Origin of the sequence: Actinoplanes sp. CA-051413, from assembly GCF_050955795.1 — a bacterium.
Taxonomy (GTDB): domain Bacteria; phylum Actinomycetota; class Actinomycetes; order Mycobacteriales; family Micromonosporaceae; genus Actinoplanes.
The window spans coordinates 1678725-1699698 of the sequence record NZ_CP192100.1; the positions used below are offsets into that span (position 1 = coordinate 1678725).

The following is a 20974-nucleotide window of genomic DNA, read 5'->3' on the forward strand; positions in this document are numbered from 1 at the left end:
TCTCGCGTCGGTGACGCGCGCCCGGCAGGGCGTCCACATCGGAGGGCGAGATCAGATGACGGCAGGGCTGCAGGGTGTCGAGGAGCTTCTCGCGCGGTGGAACAACCACACGCGGCCGGCGACCACCTCGACCGCGGTCGCCGACTTCGCCGCGCAGGCCCGGCGTACCCCCGATGCCCTGGCCCTGGTGGCCGGGGAGACCCGGCTCACCTACCGGGAGCTGAGCGGCCGGGTCTATGCCGTCGCGCGGCACCTGCGCGAGCAGGGCGTCCAGGCCGAGGATGTGGTCGGCATCGGGATGCCGCGCTCCGCCGAGATGGTCATCGCCGTCCTGGGCGTCATGGTCGCCGGCGGCGCGTTCGTGCCCGTGGACCCGGCCTGGCCCGCCCAGCGCCGCGAGCAGGTGCTGGCCGAGGCCCGCGCCGGGCTCGTGCTGACCGAGCTGCCGCCGGGGGTGGCCGAGGACCCGGAGATCCCGGTGGCGCCGGGTCAGCTGGCCTACGTGATCTTCACCTCGGGCTCGACCGGCACGCCGAAGGGCGCGATGATCCGGCACGAGGCCATCGCCGAGCGGCTGCGCTGGCAGGTCGAGCACGTGCTGCACTTCGGCCCGGGCGACGCCTCGCTGTTCAAAGCACCGCTGTCCTTCGACATCAGCGTCAACGAGATCCTGCTGCCGCTGGTCTCCGGCGGCTACGTGGTGGTGGCCGAGCCCGGCGGCGAACGGGACCCGCAGTACCTGCTCGACCTGATCGCCACCGAGGGTGTGACCTTCGTCTACCTGGTCTCGTCCATGCTGGACGTGCTGCTGCAGCTGGCTCGGGGCACCCACCTGCTGGACGGCCTCAAGCACGTCTGGTGCGGCGGCGAGGTGCTCACCCCGGAGCTGTTCGACCGGTTCCGCGCCCAGCTCAGCACCACGCTCTACCACGGTTACGGGCCCGCCGAGGCGACCATCGGCGTCTCGCACGTGATCTACCGCGACTCGGCCGAGCGGATCGCCACCTCGATCGGCCGGCCCAACCCGCACACCCAGCTCTACGTGCTCGACGACGAGCTGAACCCGGTCGGCGTAGGCGTCACCGGCGAGCTCTACGCCGCCGGCTTCCTGCTGGGTCGCGGCTATGTCAACGCACCCGCGCTGACCGGCGCCCGGTTCGTCGCCAACCCCTTCGGCGCGGCCGGCGAGCGGATGTACCGCACCGGCGACCTGGCCCGCTGGCACGCCGACGGCACCCTGGAGTTCGTCGGCCGGGCCGACAACCAGGTCAAGATCCGCGGCATGCGGCTGGAGCTGGAGGAGGTCGAGGCGGTCGTCGCGACCCACCCGGCGGTGCGCCAGGCCGTCGTGGTCGTGCACGACCGGCACCTGATCGGGTACGCCGTTACGAGCGACCCCATGACGGCCGGCGCCAGCAGCCCGGACGATTTGCGCGGCTGGTGCGCGGACCGGCTCCCGGAGTACATGGTCCCGTCCGCGTTCGTGCTGCTGGACGCGTTCCCGCTGACTCCCAACGGCAAGGTGGACCGGCGCGCGCTGCCCGCACCCGTACTGGCCGGACCGGCCTCCCGGGCACCGCGCACGCCCACCGAGGCCGCACTCTGCGAGGTTTTCGCCACCGTGCTCGGCCTGGACACCGTAGGGGCCGAGGACGACTTCTTCGCGCTGGGCGGGGACAGCATCGTCGCCATCGGGGCTGTCCGCGCGGCTCGCCGGGTTGGCTTCACGCTGCGCGCCCGGGACCTGTTCGCCAACCCCACGCCCGCCGCGCTCGCCCTGGTCGTCGCCTCCGCCGCCGAGCCCGAGACCACCGCGGTGGACCCGACCGGGCCGGTCCCGCCGACGCCGATCGTCGCCTGGCTGGACGAGGTGGGTTCGGCGACCGACGGCTTCCTCCAGGCCGTCACGCTGCGCACCCCGGAGGGCCTGACGCAGCCGGAGCTGCACGAGCTGGTGGACGGGCTGCTCGCCGCGCACGACGTGCTGCGCGCCTCGCTCGACGGCGCGGTGCTCACCGTCGCCGCGGTCGGGTCGGTCACTGCCCGTGACGTCGTCCGGGTCGGCGAGGACCTGGACGCGACTGCCGCGCGCCTGAGCACCGACCGGATGGTGGCCTTCTCCTTCCACGAGCAGGCCCGGCAGCTGATCGTGGCTGTGCACCACGTCGTCGTGGACGGGGTCTCGCTGCGCGTGCTGGCCGAGGATCTGCGGACCGGGCTGCCGATCGCGCCCGCGCCGACTTCGTACCGGCAGTGGGCGACCGCACTGTCCGAGGCGGACTTCAGCGCTGATGAGCCGTACTGGGCGGCGGTTGCGGCCGAGCCGGTGCCGCTGCTCGGCAGCCGGGCGCTGGACCCGGCCCGGGACACCGTGGCCACCGAGGAGACGCTGACCGTCACGCTGGCCCCCGGCGTCACCGAGCGGCTGCTCAGCACGGTGCCCGCGGCCATCCACGGCGGCGTCAACGACGCGCTCGTGGCCGCCCTGGCGCTGGCGCTCTCCCCGGACGCGCCGCTGCTGCTGGAGCTGGAAGGACACGGCCGCGAGGAGGACGCGGTCGACCTGGACCTGTCCCGCACCTTCGGCTGGTTCACCACGCTCTTCCCGGTCCGGCTGGACGTCACCGGGCTCTCCCTTCCGGCCGCGGTGAAGGCGGTCAAGGAGCAGCTGCGGGCGGTGCCGGCGAACGGCCTGTCCTACGGCGCTCTGCGGTATCTGGCGCCCCGGCCGGAGCTCGCCGTGCAGCCGCAGGTGCTCTTCAACTACCTGGGCCGGTTCGGTGCGGATGAGGAAGTGGTCGAGCGGCGGGACCCGCGCATGCCGTTGCCGCGGGCGCTGGAGGTCAACGCCGTCACCGTCGACACCGCGCTCTCCGCCACCTTCAGCTGGGCCGGCGGCGTGCTCACCCGGGCACGGGCCGAGGAGATCGCCGGTCGCTGGGTCGAGCTGCTCACCGCGATCGCCACTGACCCCGGCATCAGCGGACACACGCCGTCGGACTTCCCGCTGGTGGGCCTGAGCCAGGCCGATGTGGACGCGTTCGGTGCGGACGTGACCGACGTGCTGCCGCTGACCCCGCTGCAGGCCGGGCTCTACTTCCACGCCACCTACTCGCCGGGCGCCGACCCGTACGTGGTGCAGCAGCTCATCGAGCTCGACGGGCCGCTGGACGGGGAGCGGCTGCGCGGCGCCGCCGGGAAGCTCTTCGACCGGTACCCGAACCTGGGCGCCGCGTTCCGTCCGGTCGGCGACGGCGAAGTGGTGGCCGTCGTCGGTCGCCGCCCCGAGCTGCCGTGGCGCCTGGTCGTCACCGATGACGTCGACACCGTGGCCGCCGCCGAGCGCGCGCAGCCCTTCGACCTGGCCCGCCCGCCCGGCATGCGTTACGCCCTGGTCCGGCTGGCCGCCGACCGGCACGTGCTGGTGCAGACCGTGCACCACATCGTCGCCGACGGCTGGTCCGTCCCGCTGATCCTCAACGACCTGCTCGCCCTCTACGCCGGCCAGCCCCTGCCGCCCGCCCCGGCCTACCGCGACTTCCTGGCCCACCGCGGCACCGGCGACCCGGATGCTTTCGCGCGCCTGCTCGACGGCGTGGACGAGCCGACCCTGCTCGCACCCGGCGCCGACGCCCCCGCCGCCCGCCTCTCGGCGACCGTCGACGGTGCCGGTGTGCAGGCGGTCGCCCGCGCGTACGGGATCACCGTCAGCAACGTCCTCGCCGCCGCCTGGGGTGTGCTCGTCGGCCGGGTGACCGGCCGCACCGATGTGGTGTTCGGCTCGACGGTGTCCGGCCGCGGCGCCGAACTGCCCGGCATCGACGCGATTGCCGGCCTGCTCATCAACACCGTGCCCGCCCGGGTCCGCTGGACCGGCGCCGACAGCCTGGCCGACGTGCTGCGTGGCTTCGCGGCGGCCCAGCGTGAGGTGGTCGAGCACGAGCAGACCGCGCTGGCCGACGTCCAGCGCCGCCTGGGCCTGCCCGAGCTGTTCGACACCCTGGTCGTGGTCGAGAACTACCCGGCCGCCACCGCACCCGACGGCGGTGACCTGCGGATCGCCGGGATGCGCGTGATCGAGGCGCCGCACTACCCGGTGACGCTGATGGTGAAGCCGGGCGACACCATCGCCGTCGATCTGACCCACCGGCTCGCCCCGGAGATCGCCGAGCTGCTGCTGGAGCAGTACGTCCGCGTGCTGACCGCGATCGCCGCCGACGCCAACCGCCCGGTCGCCGCCCTCGACCTGCTGTCGGCGGAGCAGCGGGCCGCCGCGCTGGCTCTCGGAACGGGTGCTCCCGCGCTGGTCACGGCAACCGTGCCGGACATGATCGCGGCCGTCGATCCCACCCGGACCGCCGTGCGGACAGGCGCGGTGGAGCTCACCTACGCCGAGCTGTGGTCGCGGGCGGGCGAGGTGGCCGGTGCACTGCACGCGGCCGGGGTGCGCCGCGGTGACGTCGTCGCGGTCGCCACCCGGCGTACTGCCGAGTTGCCGGTCGCGCTGCTCGGCGTGCTGCGCGCCGGGGCCGCGTACCTGCCGGTGGACCCCGGCTATCCGGCCGCCCGCATCGAGTTCATGCTCGAGGACGCGGCACCCGTCTGCGTGCTGGTCGACGACCCGAGCGCGCGGACGCTGCCCCCGCACGAGCTGCCGACTGTCCGGGTCCGGACCGCCCGGGGTGCCGCACCGGCGGTGCCGCTGGACGGGAATGACGCCGCGTCCGTGGTCTACACCTCCGGCTCCACCGGTCGGCCCAAGGCTGTCGTCGGCACCCACGCCGGCCTGGCCAACCGGCTGGCCTGGGCCCGCGACGCCTGGGACGGCGAGGTGCGGGTGGCCAAGAGCTCGATGAGCTTCATCGACGGCACCACCGAACTGCTCGGCGGGCTGGTCGCCGGGGCCACCGTCGTCGTCGCGGACGAGACCGCGGCGGCCGACGGCACGGCCCTGGCCCGGCTCGTCGCCGAGTCCGGCGCGACCCAGCTGCTCGCCGTGCCGAGCCTGGCCGCCGCGCTGGCCGAGACCGCCCCGGACCAGGTCCGCGGGCTGCGCCGGTGGATCACCAGTGGTGAGGCCCTGGACGCGGACACCGTCGCCGCGCTGGTGGCGGCCTCGCCCGGCGCCACCGTCGTCAACTCCTACGGCGCCTCGGAGAACACCGGCGACGTGCTGGCCGGGGTGGTCATCTCGGGGGAGCCGGTCACCCTGGGCCGGCCCGTGCCCGGGGTACGGATCCACCTGCTCGACGCCGCCCTCGAACCGGTCGCCCCGGGTGCGGTCGGCGAGCTGTACGTCGGCGGTGTCCAACTGGCCCGTGGCTACCGGGGCCAGGGCGGCGCGACGGCAGCCCGGTTCGTGGCCGACCCGTTCACGCCCGGCCAGCGGCTCTACCGCACCGGCGACCTGGGCCGCTGGCTCGGCGACTCGGTGGAGTTCCTGGGGCGCAACGACGACCAGGTCAAGGTCAACGGGCACCGGGTGGAACTGGCCGAGGTGGAGGCGGCACTGCTGCGCCGCCTGGGGGTCCGCGAGGCGGTAGCGGTGGCGCGCAACCGGAAGAGCCTGCATGCCTATGTGGTCGGCGAGGACCTCGACCCGCAGGGACTGCTCGCCACTCTGCGGGAGGAGCTGCCGGCGTATCTCGTACCGGCGACGGTGACCGTGCTGGACGCCGTACCGCTGCTGCCCAACGGCAAGCGGGACAGGCGCGCGCTGCCCGACCCGGCCGCCACCGTGGCTGCCCCGCCGCGCACGCCGCGCGAGGCCCTGGTCTGCGAGCGCCTGGCGAGCGTGCTCGGCGTCGGCTCCGTCGGCGTGCACGACGACTTCTTCGCCGCCGGCGGGGACAGCATCTCGGCCATCCGCCTGGTCAATCTGCTCGCCCGGGACGGGATCGTGCTCACCACCCAGGACATCTTCCGCACCCGGACCGCCGCCGCGATCGCCGCCACCGGCGAGGAGCCGGCCACCGAGCCGGACAGCGCGCCGGCCGCCGAGGTCTGGGAGCTCTCGCCGCTGCAGCAGGGCGTCTACTACCAGGCCACGTTCTCCGACGGCGCCAGCACCTACATCGCCCAGAACGTGTTCGACCTGGACCGACGCATCGACGTGCCGGCCCTGGAGCTGGCCTTCGCCGCGCTGCTCGACCGGCACCCGACGCTGCGGGTCAGCTTCACCGGTGACCCGCGCCCGCTGCAGACCGTCAGCCCGAGCGTGCCTGCCGTCGTCACGGTGCTCGACGGCGACCCGGAGCTGATCGCCGCCGAGGACCGTGAGCGCCCGTTCGACCTGACCGCGCCGCCGCTGGTCCGGCTCACCGTCGTACGCCGGCCCGACGGCACCGACCGGCTGCTGCTGACCTGCCACTTCCTGCTCTGGGACGGCTGGTCGCGCGAGCTGGTGCTGCGCGAGCTGTTCGCCCTGTACGACTCGCGCGGCACCCGCGGGGCCCTGCCGCTCGACGGCCCCGGCTTCACCGACTACCTGGCCTGGATCGCCGCGCAGGACACCACGGCCTCGGCCGCCGCCTGGAAGTCGGCACTCGGGGAGCCGACCATCGTCGTGCCGGAGGCCGTCGGGCGCGAACCGGTGCTCTCCGACCGCGTCCTAGCCGCACTGCCCACCGGCGTCACCACCCGGCTCAACGAGCAGGCCCGCCGGGCCGGCGTCACCCTGAACTCGGTGCTCACCGCCGCTCTGGGCCTGGTGCTGGGCCACCGCACCGGCCGCGGCGACGTCACCTTCGGCACCACCGTCGCCGGGCGCCCGACCGACCTGCCCGGCATCGAGAACGTCATCGGGCTGTTTCTCAACACCGTGCCCGCCCGGGTCACCGCCACCGGTGGCACGCCGGTCGTCGAGCTGGCCCGCCGGGCCCAGCAGGACCGGCTCGACCTGGCCCCGCACGAGTACCTCGGCCTCGGCGACATCCAGCGCGCGGCCGGCCACGACCAGCTTTTCGACACCCTGTACGTGCTGCAGAACTTCCTGGCCGACGACACCTTCGCCGACCTGGAGGCCGCCCAGGGCATCGTCGACGTCGAGTACACCGACACCACCCACTACCCGCTGACCTGGGTGCTCACCCCGGGCGCGAACCTGCGGATCAAGCTCGAGTACCGCCCGGACGTCATCACCGAAGCCACCGCCCGGTCCATGGTGGACTCGGTGGTCACCGTGCTCAGGACGCTGGCCGACGGGCTCGACGTGGCCGCCGGTGCGGTCCCGCTGAGCGCGGCGCAGTATCCGGCCGGCCGGACCGCCGAGATCCCCGACGAGACCATCGCCGAGATGCTGGCGGCTCAGGCCCGGCGGACCCCCGCGGCGGTCGCGCTGGTCGCGGGCGAGCAGCAGCTCACGTACGCCGAGCTGGACGCCCGGATCGACGCCGTCGCCCGTGGCCTGGTCGCCCGGGGTGCCGGACCGGAGCAGATCGTCGCGCTGGCCCTGCCGCGCGGCGTGGACATGGTCGTCGCGCTGTTCGCCGTGCTGCGGGCCGGGGCGGCGTACCTGCCGCTGGATCTGGACCTGCCGGCCGAGCGGCGCCAGCAGATGATCGACGACGCCCGGCCGCTGCTGGTGCTGACCTCGCTGGACGGCCTGGCCCGAGACGAGGGGCCGGTGACCCACCCCGGCTTCACCGGGGTCCGGCTCGACCGGCCGGCGTACGTCATCTACACCTCCGGCTCCACCGGCAAGCCCAAGGGTGTCGTCACGCCGTACCGGGGGCTGACGAACATGCAGCTCAACCACCGGGCCGAGATCTTCGACCCGACCGTGGCGCGGGCCCGGGCGGCCGGCGTCGAGCGCCTGCGGATCGCGCACACGGTCAGCTTCTCCTTCGACATGTCCTGGGAGGAGCTGCTCTGGCTGGTCGAGGGGCACGAGGTGCACGTCTGCGACGAGGAGCTGCGGCGGGACGCGACGGCGCTGGTGGCGTACTGCCACGCGCGTGGGATCGACGTCATCAACGTGACCCCGACGTACGCCCACCACCTCTTCGCCGAGGGCCTGCTCGACGGGCACCGGATGTGGCTGGTGCTGCTGGGCGGCGAGGCCGTCACCGAGGCGGTCTGGTCCCGGCTCAGCGACCCGGACGGCCCGACCGGCTACAACCTGTACGGCCCCACCGAATACACGATCAACACCCTGGGCGCGGGTACGGCCGACAGCACCACCCCCACCGTCGGCAAGCCCATCTTCAACACCCGCGGCCACGTGCTGGACAACTGGCTGCGTCCTGTCCCGCCCGGCGTGGTCGGCGAGTTGTACATCGCCGGCGCCGGCCTGGCCCGGGGCTACCTGCACGCGCCCGGCCTGACCGCCGCCCGTTTCGTCGCCGGTCCGGACGGCACCCGCCTCTACCGCACCGGCGACCTGGTCCGCGAACGCCCGGACGGCAACCTGGACTTCCTCGGCCGCAGCGACGACCAGGTGAAGATCCGCGGTTACCGGATCGAGCTGGGTGACGTGGAGAGCGCGGTCGCGGCCGTGCCGGGCGTCCGCCAGGCCGCCGTGCTGGCCCGCGACGGCAAGCTGGTCGCCTACCTGGTCGGCCCGGTCGAGCCGACCGAGGTCCGGGCCGCGCTCACCGAACGCCTGCCGTCCTACATGGTCCCGGCCCTGTACGCCGTCGTGGCCGCCCTGCCGCTGACCGTCAACGGCAAGCTCGACACCGCCGCGCTGCCCCCGGGCGCCCCGGTCATGTCGGCCGCCCGAGGCCCGCGCGACGAGCGGGAGAGCCTGCTCTGCGGCATCTACGCGGACGTGCTGGGCCTGCCGCAGGTCGGCATCGACGACGACTTCTTCGCCATCGGCGGGGACAGCATCTCCTCGATCGCGGTCGCCGGCCGGGCCCGCAAGGCCGGGCTGCACGTCACGCCGCGGGACGTGTTCCGCCGCCGTACCGTGCAGGCGCTCGCTGCCGCGCTGCCCGCGGCGACCGTGGAGGTCCGCACCGACAGCGGTCTGGGAGACATCGCGCTGACCCCGATGCTGGCCGAGACGGTGAAGTCGGCGACCCCGCTGGGCCACTTCTACCAGTCGATGGCCTGGCACACCCCGGCCGCGCTGACCCGCGCGCAGCTGGAGACCATCCTGCAGGCGCTGCTGGATCGGCACGACCTGCTCCGGGCCACATTCGACGGCACCCTGCACGTGCCGCCGCCCGGCGTGCGGGCCGCCGACCTCTTCGCCCCCGACGAGGACGAGGCGATCCGGCGGCTGGACCCCGCCCGCGGGATCATGCTGCAAGCGGTCTGGACCGGCCGCAAGCTGACGCTGGTGATCCACCACCTGGTGATCGACGGCGTCTCCTGGCGGGTCATCACCGGTGACCTGGCCCGCGCCTGGGCCGATGTCCGCGCCGGCCGCCCGGTCGCGCTGGACGAGGTCGGCGCGTCGTTCCGCACCTTCGCCGCCGCCGGGGCCGACTACTCCGACCAGGCCGGCTTCTGGCGCGCGACCCTGGCCGACCCGGGCCCCGACCTGGGTGACCGGCCCGTGGACCCGGCCGTCGACACCGCCGCCACAGTCCGCTCGATCACGGTCAGCCTGCCCGCCGACGTGACCGTCCCGCTGCTGTCGACCGTCCCGGCCGCCATGTCCGGCGGCGTCAACGACGTGCTGCTCACCGGCCTCGCCGTCGCGGTCAACCGCTGGCGTGGCCGGAACGCGCCGGTGCTGGTCAGCCTGGAAGGCCACGGCCGTACCGGCGACCTCGACCTGTCCCGCACGGTCGGCTGGTTCACCGCCATCCACCCGGTGCGGCTGGACCCCGGGCCGGACGGCGACGTCGCCGCCGCGGCCCGCGCGATCAAGGAGCAGCTGCGGGCGGTGCCGGCCGACGGCATCGGGTACGGCCACCTGCGCTGGCTGCACGACGAGGACTTCGGCCCGGCGCCGCAGATCCTCTTCAACTACCTGGGCCGCTTCGGCGCCGAGGGCGGCGGCGACTGGAGTCCCGCCGCGCCGCTGCGCGAGGGTGTCGGCCCGGCCAACCCGGCGATGCCGCTGGAGATCAACGCGCACGCCACCGGCGACGTGTTCACCGCGACGCTGTCCTGGCCGGCCGGCATCCTCGGCGAGGACCGGGTCATCGCCCTGGGCGAGCAGTGGATGGCCGCGTTGCGCGAGCTGGCCGCCGCCGACGTCGCCGGGCACACGCCGTCGGACTTCCCGCTGGTCACGCTGACCCAGGACGACGTGGACGCGTTCGCCGACGCCACCGACGTGCTGCCGCTGCTGCCGTTGCAGGAGGGCATGTACTTCCACTGGGTGACCGCCGAGGTGGACACGTACGCGGTGCAGCAGATCGCCGAGCTGACCGGCGAGGTCGACCCAGCCCGCCTGCGCCGCGCGGTCGAGGCCGCCGTCCGCCGCCACGACGCGCTGCGGGCCTCGTTCCGCGAGCTGCGTGACGGGCGGGTCGTGCAGGTCATCGCGGCCGACGTGCAGGTGCCGTGGCGCGAGTACGTCGCGGACAGCCCTGAGCGCCTCGCCGAGATCGCCGCGGCCGAGCTGGCCCAGCCGTTCGACCTGGCCCAGGCGCCGGTGCTGCGGTACGCGCTGGTCTCGCTCAGCGCCACCGAGCACCGGCTGATCGAGACGATGCACCACATCCTGGCCGACGGCTGGTCGTACCCGCTGGTGTTCTCGGACGTGGTGGCGGCGTACCACGGGCGCGAGCTGCCGGCCCCGGCCGCGACCTTCCGCGACCACGTGGAGTCCGTCGTCACCCGCGACCGCGAGGCCGCCCGTGCCGCCTGGGCCACCGCGCTGGCCGGCGTGGAGCCGACCGCCCTGCACCCGGACATCACCACGGTGTCGCACCACGACAGCGCCTTCGCCGTCTTCGCCCGCAGCAACGAGCTGGCCGAGGTCGCGCGGGCCAACGGCGTCACGGTCAGCACGCTCGTGCACGGCGCCTGGGGTCTGCTGCTCGGCCGGCTGCTCGGCCGCGACCGCGTGGTCTTCGGCTCCACGGTTTCCGGCCGCGGCGGCGATCTCAGCGGCGTGGAGACCATCGTCGGGCTGCTCATCAACACCGTGCCGGTGCCGATGGCCTGGCGTCCGGACGAGCCGCTGGGCGACGTGCTGCGCCGGCTCCAGGAGCAGCAGACCGACGTGCTGGACGTGCAGCAGGTCGGCCTGGCCGAGCTGAACCGGCTCGCCGGGGTGCGGGAGCTGTTCGACTCGATGGTCGTGGTGGAGAACTTCCCGGCCGTCGAGGGCGGCGACGCCGAGGGCCTCGGCGTGCGCGGCTTCACCGGTACGGACTCACCGCACTACCCGGTGTCACTGGTCGCCTTCCCCGGCGACGACCTGACGCTGGAGATCAAGTACGACGCCGCGATCGGGGCGGCGGCCGCCGAACGGCTCGCCGGTCTGGTGCACCGCATCCTGGACCAGTTCACCGACGGGCTCGACCGGCCGGTGTCCACCCTGGACCTGGGCGCGGCGGCCACCGGCGGCGAGACCCTCGAGGTCCGCGACACCACCCTCGACCTGTGCCTGGACCGCCCGGACGCCGTCGCGGTGACCGCCGGCGACAGCACCCTGACCTACGACGAGCTGGAGGCCCGCTCGAACCGGCTGGCCCACGAGCTGATCGCCCGCGGAGTCGGCCCGGAGTCCCGGGTCGCCGTCGCCCTGCCCCGCGGCGCCGACCTGATCGTGGCGCTGCTCGCCGTCATCAAGGCCGGTGGCTGCTACGTGCCGGTGGACCTGGGCGCCCCGGCCGCCCGGCAGGAGTACATCCTCGGCGACGCGGCACCGGTCTGCCTGATCGGCGACGGCGGTGTGCCGGTCGACGCGCCGGGCCGCCCGGACACCCGCCCGCAGGTGGCACTGAGCAGCGCGAACGCGGCGTACGTCATCTACACCTCCGGCTCGACCGGCAAACCCAAGGGTGTCGTGGTGACCCACCGCGACGTGCTGGCCCTGTTCGCCGCGGCCGAGCGGCACTTCAGCTTCGGCCCGGACGACGTGTGGACGATGTTCCACTCGTACGCCTTCGACTTCTCCGTCTGGGAGCTGTGGGGACCGTTGCTGTACGGCGGCCGGCTGGTCGTTGTCCCGCACGACGTGGCCCGTGACCCGCAGCGCTTCCGGGCCTTGCTGCGCGACGAGGGCGTCACCGTCCTCAACCAGACACCGTCCGCGTTCTACCCGTTGATCGAGGCGGACGCGGCCGAGCCCGACCGGCTGCCGCTGCGCTACGTCGTCTTCGGCGGCGAGGCGCTGGACCTGTCCCGGCTCACCGCCTGGTACGCCCGCAACACCACCCCGCAACTGATCAACATGTACGGCATCACCGAGACCACCGTGCACGTCTCGTTCCGCGCCCTGCACCCGGACGACGTGAGCCGGCCCAGCGTCATCGGCACCGCCCTGCCCGGCCTGACCGTGCACGTCCTGGACGCCTACCTGCAGCCGGTGCCCGAGGGCGTGACCGGCGAGATGTACGTGGCCGGTGACCAGCTCGCCCGCGGCTACCTGGACCGGCCGGCGCTGACCGCGTCCCGGTTCGTGGCCAACCCGTTCGGGCCGGGCCGGCTCTACCGCTCCGGTGACCTGGCCTGCTGGGAGGACGGCGAGCTCGTCTACCTGGGCCGTTCCGACCACCAGGTGAAGATCCGCGGCTACCGCATCGAGCTGGGCGAGATCATCTCGGCGTTGCTGGCGCTGGGCGGTGTCTCCGACGCGACCGTGATCGTGCGGGACGGCCGGCTGGTCGCCTATCTGGTCGCCCGGGCCGGCACCCGGCCCGACGTCGATGCGATCCGCGCGCACCTCGCCACGACCCTGCCCGACTACATGGTCCCGGCGGCGTTCGTGACGCTGGACGCGCTGCCGCTGACCGTCAACGGCAAGCTCGACCGCGACGCCCTGCCGCCGCCGGCCGCCGAGACCCGGGCAGTGCCGACCGCCGCGGACGAGCCGCCCGCGGTCACCACGCTGCGGCAGCTGTTCGCCGAGGTGCTCGGCGTGCCGGTGCCGGCCGACGGTGACTTCTTCGCCCTGGGCGGCGACAGCATCGTCGCCATCCAGCTGGTCAACCGGGCCAAGCGCAGCGGCGTACGGATCTCCCCACGCGATGTGTTCGTCAAGCGCACGCCTGCCGCGCTGGCCGAGGTGAAGATCGCCCCGGCGGCCGCGCCGAGTGACGGTGTCGGAGAGGTGGCGCTGCTGCCGATCGTGCACCGGCTGGCCGAGTTGGGCGGCGATGTCAGCCGCGTGCACCAGTCCGATCTGCTGCGCACCCCGCCCGGCGCGACCGCGGCCCGCCTGCAGCAAGCGCTGGACGCCCTGGTCGAACGCCACGACGCCCTGCGGTTGCGCCTGAGCCGCCCCGCCCCGATGTTCTGGTCCCAGGAGATCACCTCGACCGGCCAGGTCACGCTGACCACTGTGGAGGGTCTCGACGCCATCCAGCGGGAGGCCGAAGCCGCCGTCGCCCGGCTCGACCCGGACGCCGGCCGCGTGCTGGAAGCCGTCTTCTTCGACGCCGGGCCGGACCGGCAGGGCCGCCTGCTGCTCGTCGCCCACCACCTGGTTGTGGACGGCGTCTCGTGGCACATCCTCACCGAGGACCTCCGCCAGGCCTACGAAGGCCGTGCCCTCGACCCGGTCGGCACCTCGCTGCGGACCTTCGCCCGGCTCCTCACCGAGGAGGCCGGCAGCGCGTCCCGGCTGGCCGAGTTCCCAGCCTGGCAGGCGGCTCTCGCTCCCGGCGGGGAACTCGTGCCGGGTGTGCTCGCCGGCGGGCCGACCCGAGACCATGAGATCCGCATCCCGGTGGGTCAACTCACCGGCGACGTCACCGCGACGTTGCTCACCGCCCTGCACGCCGCGGTCAACGGGTGGCGGGGCACCGGGGCCGACCTGGTGGTCGACCTCGAACGGCACGGCCGGGAACCAATCGGCGACGCGGACCTGTCCCGCACGGTCGGCTGGTTCACCTCGGTCTCCCCGGTGCGCCTGCCCGCTCTGCCGACGGACGACGGGCTGGGCTTCGGCCTGCTGCGCTACCTCAACCCGCGATCAGCGGCGGCGCTGGCCCGGCTCGGCACTCCGCAGGTGCTCTTCAACTATCTGGGGCGCTTCACCGAGGACACCACGGACTTCTCGCCCGCGGACGAGGACATCAAGGTACGGCTCGACGGGGTCACGCCGTACCTGTTGGAAGTGAACGTCTGGATCCGCGGCCGGGAGCTGCACGCGGTGCTGACCTATGCGGACGAAGGGCTGGGGCTGGACGCCACCCGGGCCATCGCGGACGGCTGGGCGGCGGCGCTGGCCCCAGCCGAGCAGCAGTGGCCGCTCTCGCCGCTGCAGGACGGGCTCTTCTTCCAGGCCAAGCTGGCCGGGGACGCGGACGTCTACATCGCGCAGAACGCCTTCGACGTCGGCTACCGGCTCGACGTGCCGGCGCTCGAACGCGCCTTCGCGGCCGTACTCGCCGCACACCCGGCGACCCGGCTGGGCTTCACCGACGAGGGCCGCGACCATGCGGTGGCCATCCTCGGCACCGAAGTGCCCGCCGTCGTCGAGGTCGTCGACACCGACGAGGCCGGACTGGACGAGATCATGGCGGCGGACCGGGCGCGCCCCTTCGACCTCGCGAAGCCGCCGTTGGCCCGGCTCACCGTCGTGCGGCGGCCCGGCGGACGGGACCGGCTGCTGTTCACCTACCACCTGCTGCTCTGGGACGGCTGGTCCCGCGAACTGGTGCTGCGGGACCTCTTCGGCGCGTACGCCGGCCGGCCGGTCCCCGGGCCTCGCGCCGGTTTCACCGACTACCTGGCCTGGCTGGCCCGGCAGGACAACGAGGCGTCCGAGCGGGCCTGGACCGAGCGGCTGGGCGAGCCGACGATCCTCTACCCGGCGGCGGCCGGCACGCAGCCGGTGCTCGCCACCAGCCTCGGCGTGCAGTTCACCGAGGCGCAGACCGCCCGGCTCACCGAGCAGGCGCGGGCCGCGGGCGTCACCCTGAACGCCGTGCTGAGCACCGCGCTGGGGCTCGTGCTCGGGCACGCCTCCGGCCGCACGGAGGCCACGTTCGGCACCACGGTCGCCGGGCGCCCCACCGAACTCGACGGCATCGAGGAGGTCGTCGGCGTCTTCCTCAACACTGTGCCGCAGCGGGTCACCTTCGCCGCCGCCGAGCCGGTCCGCGACGTGCTGCGCCGGGTCCAGGCCGAGCGCATCGACCTGATGCCGCACGAATACCTGGGCCTGGGCGACATCCAGCGCGCGGCCGGGCGCGGCCCGCTCTTCGACAGCCTGTACGTGCTGCAGAACTTCCTCGACGACGACACGTTCACCGACCTGGAGACCGAGCACGGCATCGTCGGGGTCGAGGCGGTGGACGCCACCCACTACCCGCTGACCTGGGTGGTCACCCCGGGACGGCAGCTGCGGGTACGCCTGGAGTACCGCTCCGACGTGGTCGCCGAGACCGACGCCCGGTCCCTGCTCGACCGGTTCGCCGAGGTGCTGCACACCCTGGACGCCGACGCGCCGGTGGCCGCCGTGCCGCTGTCCGGGGCGCCGGCCCTGCTCGGTCACAGCGCGGAGATCCCCGACGTGACCATCGCGGAGATGCTCGCCGAGCAGGCCGCGAACACCCCGGCCCGGGCCGCGCTGACCCACGACGGCGTGACATTGAGCTATGCCGAGCTGGACGGGCGGGTCAGTGCCGTGGCCCGCGGACTGCGGTCGCTGGGGGCCGGACCGGAGACGATCGTCGGGCTCGCCCTGCCGCGTGGCATCGAGATGGTGGTGGCGCTGTTCGCGGTGCTGCGCGCCGGGGCCGCGTACCTGCCGCTGGATCTGGACCTGCCGGCCGAGCGGCGCCAGGACATGATCGACGACGCCCGGCCGCTGGTCGTGCTGGAGTCGCTGGCCGGGCTGTACGAAGAGGTCGGCGAGCCGTGGCGGGCCGACTTCGCCCCCGGTACGCCCGGACGGCTGGACCGGCCCGCGTACGTCATCTACACCTCCGGGTCCACCGGGCGGCCCAAGGGGGTCGTGACGCCGTACCGGGGGCTGACGAACATGCAGCTCAACCACCGCGAGGCGATCTTCGCGCCGACGGTGGCGGCGGCCGGCGGCCGGGTGCTGACCATCGCGCACACGGTCAGCTTCTCCTTCGACATGTCCTGGGAGGAACTGCTCTGGCTGGTCGAGGGCCACCACGTGCACGTCGCCGACGAGGAACTGCGCCGCGACGGCCGGGCCCTGGTCGCCTACTGCGCGGCCCACCGGGTCGACGTGGTCAACCTGACCCCGACGTACGCGCAGGCCCTGCTGGACGAGGGCCTGCTCGACGGCGACCACCGGCCGTGCCTGGTGCTGCTCGGCGGTGAGGCCGTCTCCGAGAAGCTCTGGACGGTCCTGCGTGACACCGGGGGCGTGGCCGGCTACAACCTCTACGGCCCGACCGAATACACGATCAACACCCTGGGCGGGGGTACGGACGACAGCGTCACCGCCACCGTCGGGAAGCCGATCTGGAACACCACCGGCCACGTCCTCGACGCCTGGCTGCGGCCGGTCCCGCCCGGCGTCGCGGGCGAGCTCTACATCGCCGGCGCCGGCCTGGCTCGCGGCTACCTGAACCAGCCGGGCCTGACCGCGTCCCGCTTCGTCGCCGGGCCGGACGGCACCCGCCTCTACCGCACCGGTGACCTGGTCCGCGAACGCCCGGACGGCAACCTGGACTTCCTCGGCCGCACCGACGACCAGGTGAAGATCCGCGGCTACCGCATCGAACTGGGCGAGGTGGAGACGGCCGTCTCGGCGGTGCCCGGCGTCCGGCAGTCCGCGGTGCTGGCCCGCGACGGGGCGCTGCACGCCTACCTGGTCGGCCCGGCCACCCCGGCCGAGGTAAAGGCCGCCCTGGCCGAGCGCCTGCCGTCCTACATGGTCCCGTTCCTGTACGCCGTCGTGGACGTGCTGCCGCTGACCGTCAACGGCAAACTCGACACCGCCGCGCTGCCCGCACCCATCCCGGTCACCACCGAGTCAAGGCCGCCCGCCGACGACCGGGAGCGCCGGCTGTGTGAACTCTTCGCCGAGGTGCTGGACCTGCCGTCGTTCGGGGTCGAGGACGACTTCTTCGACGCGGGCGGGCACTCGCTGACCGCGCTGCGGCTGCTCGGCCGGATCCGCGCCGAGCTGGGTGGGGACCTGTCGCTGCGGGTGCTGTTCGATGCCCGTACCCCGGAACGCCTGGCCCGGGCCACCGCCGGCCCGGCGCGGGCCGCCCTGGCTGCGCGGACCCGGCCGTACGTGCTGCCACTGTCCCCGGCGCAGCAGCGGCTCTGGCTGCTAGACCAGATCGACCCCGGTTCCAGCGCCTACAACTATCCGCTGGTGCTGCGCCTGGCCGGCCGGATCGACGTGGCGGCGCTGTCGCTGGCCCTGGCCGACGTGGTGGCCCGGCACGAGGTGCTGCGCACCCTGATCTCCGGCTCGGCCCAGCACATCACCGACCCGCCCGCCACCGTCCCGGTGCTGGTCGGGGTGCCGGTGGACGAACTGGTCGCCCGGCCCTTCGACCTGGCCACCGACCTGCCGATCCGGGCCGCGGTCAACGAGGAGGGCGACAGCTCGGTGCTGGCGCTGGTGCTGCACCACATCGCGATGGACGAGTGGTCCGACGGCCCGCTGCTGCGCGACCTGAGCACGGCGTACCTCGCCCGCCTCGAAGGCGAGGCGCCGGCCTTCACCCCGCTCCCGGTGCAGTACGCCGACTACGCACTGTCCCTCGTGGACGATCCGGCGCAGCTGGACTTCTGGCGGTCCGCGCTGGACGGGCTGCCGGACGAGATCACCCTGCCCGCCGACGCGCCGCGCCACCCTGCCCGCCGGACGGCCGGTCTGGTCCGCGCCACCCTGCCCGCCGAGCTGATCGACCCGTTGCGGGAGATCGCCCGCGCCGAGTCGGCCAGCCTCTTCATGGCCCTGCACGCCACCCTGGCCGCGCTGCTCTCCCGGCACGGCGCGGGCACCGATGTGCCGATCGGCAGCCCCACCTCCGGCCGCGGTGACGCCGCCCTGGACGACCTGGTCGGCTTCTTCGTCAACACCGTCGTGCTGCGCGCCGACCTGTCCGGCGAGCCCACCTTCGCCGAGCTGCTGCGCCGGGTGCGCGCCGCCGACCTGGCCGCGTTCGAGCACGCGGCGGTGCCGTTCCAGCAGGTCGTGGAGCTGGTCAACCCGCCGCGGGTGGCGGGGCGCAATCCGCTGTTCCAGGCGATGATCGGCTACTTCCACCGGCCGGTGGAATCCGGGCCGGTGCTGGGGCTGCCGGTGCTGCCGGCCCCGGAGGTGGCGGCCGATCCCAAGGTGGACCTGAACGTCACGTTCATCGACGGCGGGGCGGACGGGGTCGAGGTCACCTGCGAGTACGACGCTGGGCGGTTCCGGGCGGAGACCGCTCGGCGGTTGCTGGACCGGTTGGTGCGGCTGCTGGGCGCTTTCGCCGCGGACCCGGCGCAACTGGTCGCCGAGGCCGACCTGCTGACCGACGACGACTTGCAGGAACTGCGTCTCCTGAACCCCGCGGCCGGTGCTCGTCCTGCCGCTGAGCCGTGGTTTGCCGCACTTGCCCGGCATGAGGGTAAGGCGCTTGTTGCCGACGGGGTGAGCTGGAGCTATGCCGAGCTGGACCGGGCGTCCGACGCCGTCGCCGCGTTGCTGGTGGCGCGCGGGATCGGTCCGGAAAGCATCGTCGGGATCAACCTGCCCCGCTCGGCTGACCTGATCGTCGCCGTGCTCGGCGTGGCCAAGGCCGGCGCCGCGTACCTGCCGCTCGACCCGGCGTTCCCGGCCGCCCGGCTCGCTTTCATGGTCGAGGACGCGCGGCCGGCCGCCGTCATCGGTGACACGGTTTTCGACGGCGTGCCCACCGTCAGGCTGACCGAGGCGGTGCCCGCCGCAGCGCCGCCCGTGCGGATCCGGCCGGAGCACGCCGCGTATGTCATCTACACCTCCGGCTCGACCGGGCGGCCCAAGGGCGTTGTTGTCACCCATCGGGACCTGGCGACGTTCCTGGCCGCCGTACCGGTGGGGGGTGATGATCGCCTGCTTGCGGTCACGACGCTGTCCTTCGACATCTCCGTGCTGGAGCTGATGGGTCCGCTGCTCGCCGGCGGGACCGTTGTGCTGGCCTCGCCGGATCAGGTCCGGGACCCCCTGCTGCTGGCCGCGCTGCTGCGGGAGGAGCGCGTCACCACGATGCAGGCAACCCCGTCACTGTGGGCGGCGCTGCTGGAGTCGTCCGATGTGGACCTGTCCGAGGTGCGGGCGTTGGTCGGCGGTGAAGCTCTGCCGGTGTCGCTGGCGGCGGATCTGGTCGCGCGGGCGGCGGCGGTGGTCAACCTGTACGGGCCGACCGAGGTCACCGTCTGGGCCACGCGCGATGACATCGACGCGAGCTGGGACGGCACCATCGGGCGTCCGCTGCCCGGGACCTCGGTGCACGTGCTCGACGAGCGGCTCCAGCCGGTGCCGCCGGGCGTGGTGGGGGAGCTCTACCTCGGCGGAGCCCAGGTCACCCGGGGCTATCTGGGGCGGCCGGCGCTGACCGCGTCCCGCTTCGTCGCCGGACCGGACGGAGGACGGCTCTACCGCACCGGCGACCTGGTCGTGCTGCGCGGCGGCCGGCTCGTTTATCTGGGCCGGACCGACCACCAGGTCAAGGTCCGCGGTTTCCGGATCGAGCTCGGCGAGATCGAGGCTGTAGCGCTGGCGCACCCGGACGTGACCCGGGCCGTCGTGGTGGCCCGCGACGACCGGCTGGTGGCGTATCTGACGACCGCCAGCCGCACGGTGCCGAACGGGCTGTGGGACGACGCGCTGCCGGGCTACATGATTCCGGCTGTGTGTCATGTGCTGGACGCGTTGCCGCTGACGCCGAACGGCAAGGTGGACCGGGCCGCGCTGCCGGACATCGCCGTCACCGCCGCCGGTACGTCGCCACGGTCGCGGGTCGAGGCAACAGTCGCCCGGATCGTGGCGGAGATGCTCGGCGTGCCCGAGGTGGGCGTCCACGACGACTTCTTCGCGCTCGGGGCGCACTCGCTGCTGCTGGTGCGGCTCGCCACCGCGTTGCGCCGGGAGGTGGCTGTGGACGTACCGGTGGCCCGGCTCTTCACCGCGCCGACCGTCGCGGGTGTGGCCCGGCTGCTGGCCGACGACGCACCCGCCGGGGATGCCCTTGATCCGGTGCTGACGCTGCACGCGGGCGGTGACCGGCCGCCGCTGTTCTGCCTGGCTCCGGCGAGCGGGTTGAGCTGGCAGTTCGCCGGGCTGAAGCGGTATCTGCCGGCGGACATCCCGCTGATCGGGTTGCAGAGTCCGCTGCTCTCCGGCGGGACGCTGCCGTCGTCGCTGACCGAGCTGGCCGCGGCGCACGCTGATCGGATCACGGCACGGCAGCCGAGTGGGCCGGTGCGGCTGCTGGGCTGGTCGTTCGGTGGGGCGCTTGCGTTGTGCGTGGCGGCCGCCCTGAGCGCGCGCGGCCGCGAGGTGGAATTCGTCGGCATGCTGGACGCACGCCGGGAGACGGTCCAGGTGCCGTCGACGGTCGCGGCCCTGCTCACCGAGATGGGGTACGCCGTCAGCGATCCTGGGCTGTTACTGGCTGACGCGGTGGGGTTCGTGCGTGCGGCTGGGGGGAGTGTGGCTGCGTTGACGGATGGCGAGATCGCGTCGGTGTTGGAGAGCTATCTGGCTGCGGATCGGCTGATGGCTTCGGCGGAGTATCCGGCTTATGGGGGGACGGTGTTCTTCGTGGAGGCGACTGTGGCTGAGCAGGGGTTCTCCGGCCCGGCTGCGCCGTCGTGGCGTCCGTTGGTGGGCGGTATGGAGGTGCATTCGCTGGCGGTTGCGCATTCGGAAGTGCTCGATCCGGCGACGTTGGAACGCCTCGGGCCGCTGCTGGCTGAGCGCCTGGGGTAG

Annotated in this window: 1 protein-coding gene; it reads left to right on the forward strand. The window is 73.7% G+C overall.

Annotation, left to right across the window (positions count from 1 at the left end):
• The first annotated feature begins 55 nt into the window (after positions 1 to 55).
• Positions 56 to 20974, forward strand: coding sequence for an amino acid adenylation domain-containing protein (locus ACQP2Y_RS08015; RefSeq protein ID WP_433725961.1), 20919 nt, complete (start codon positions 56 to 58; stop codon positions 20972 to 20974).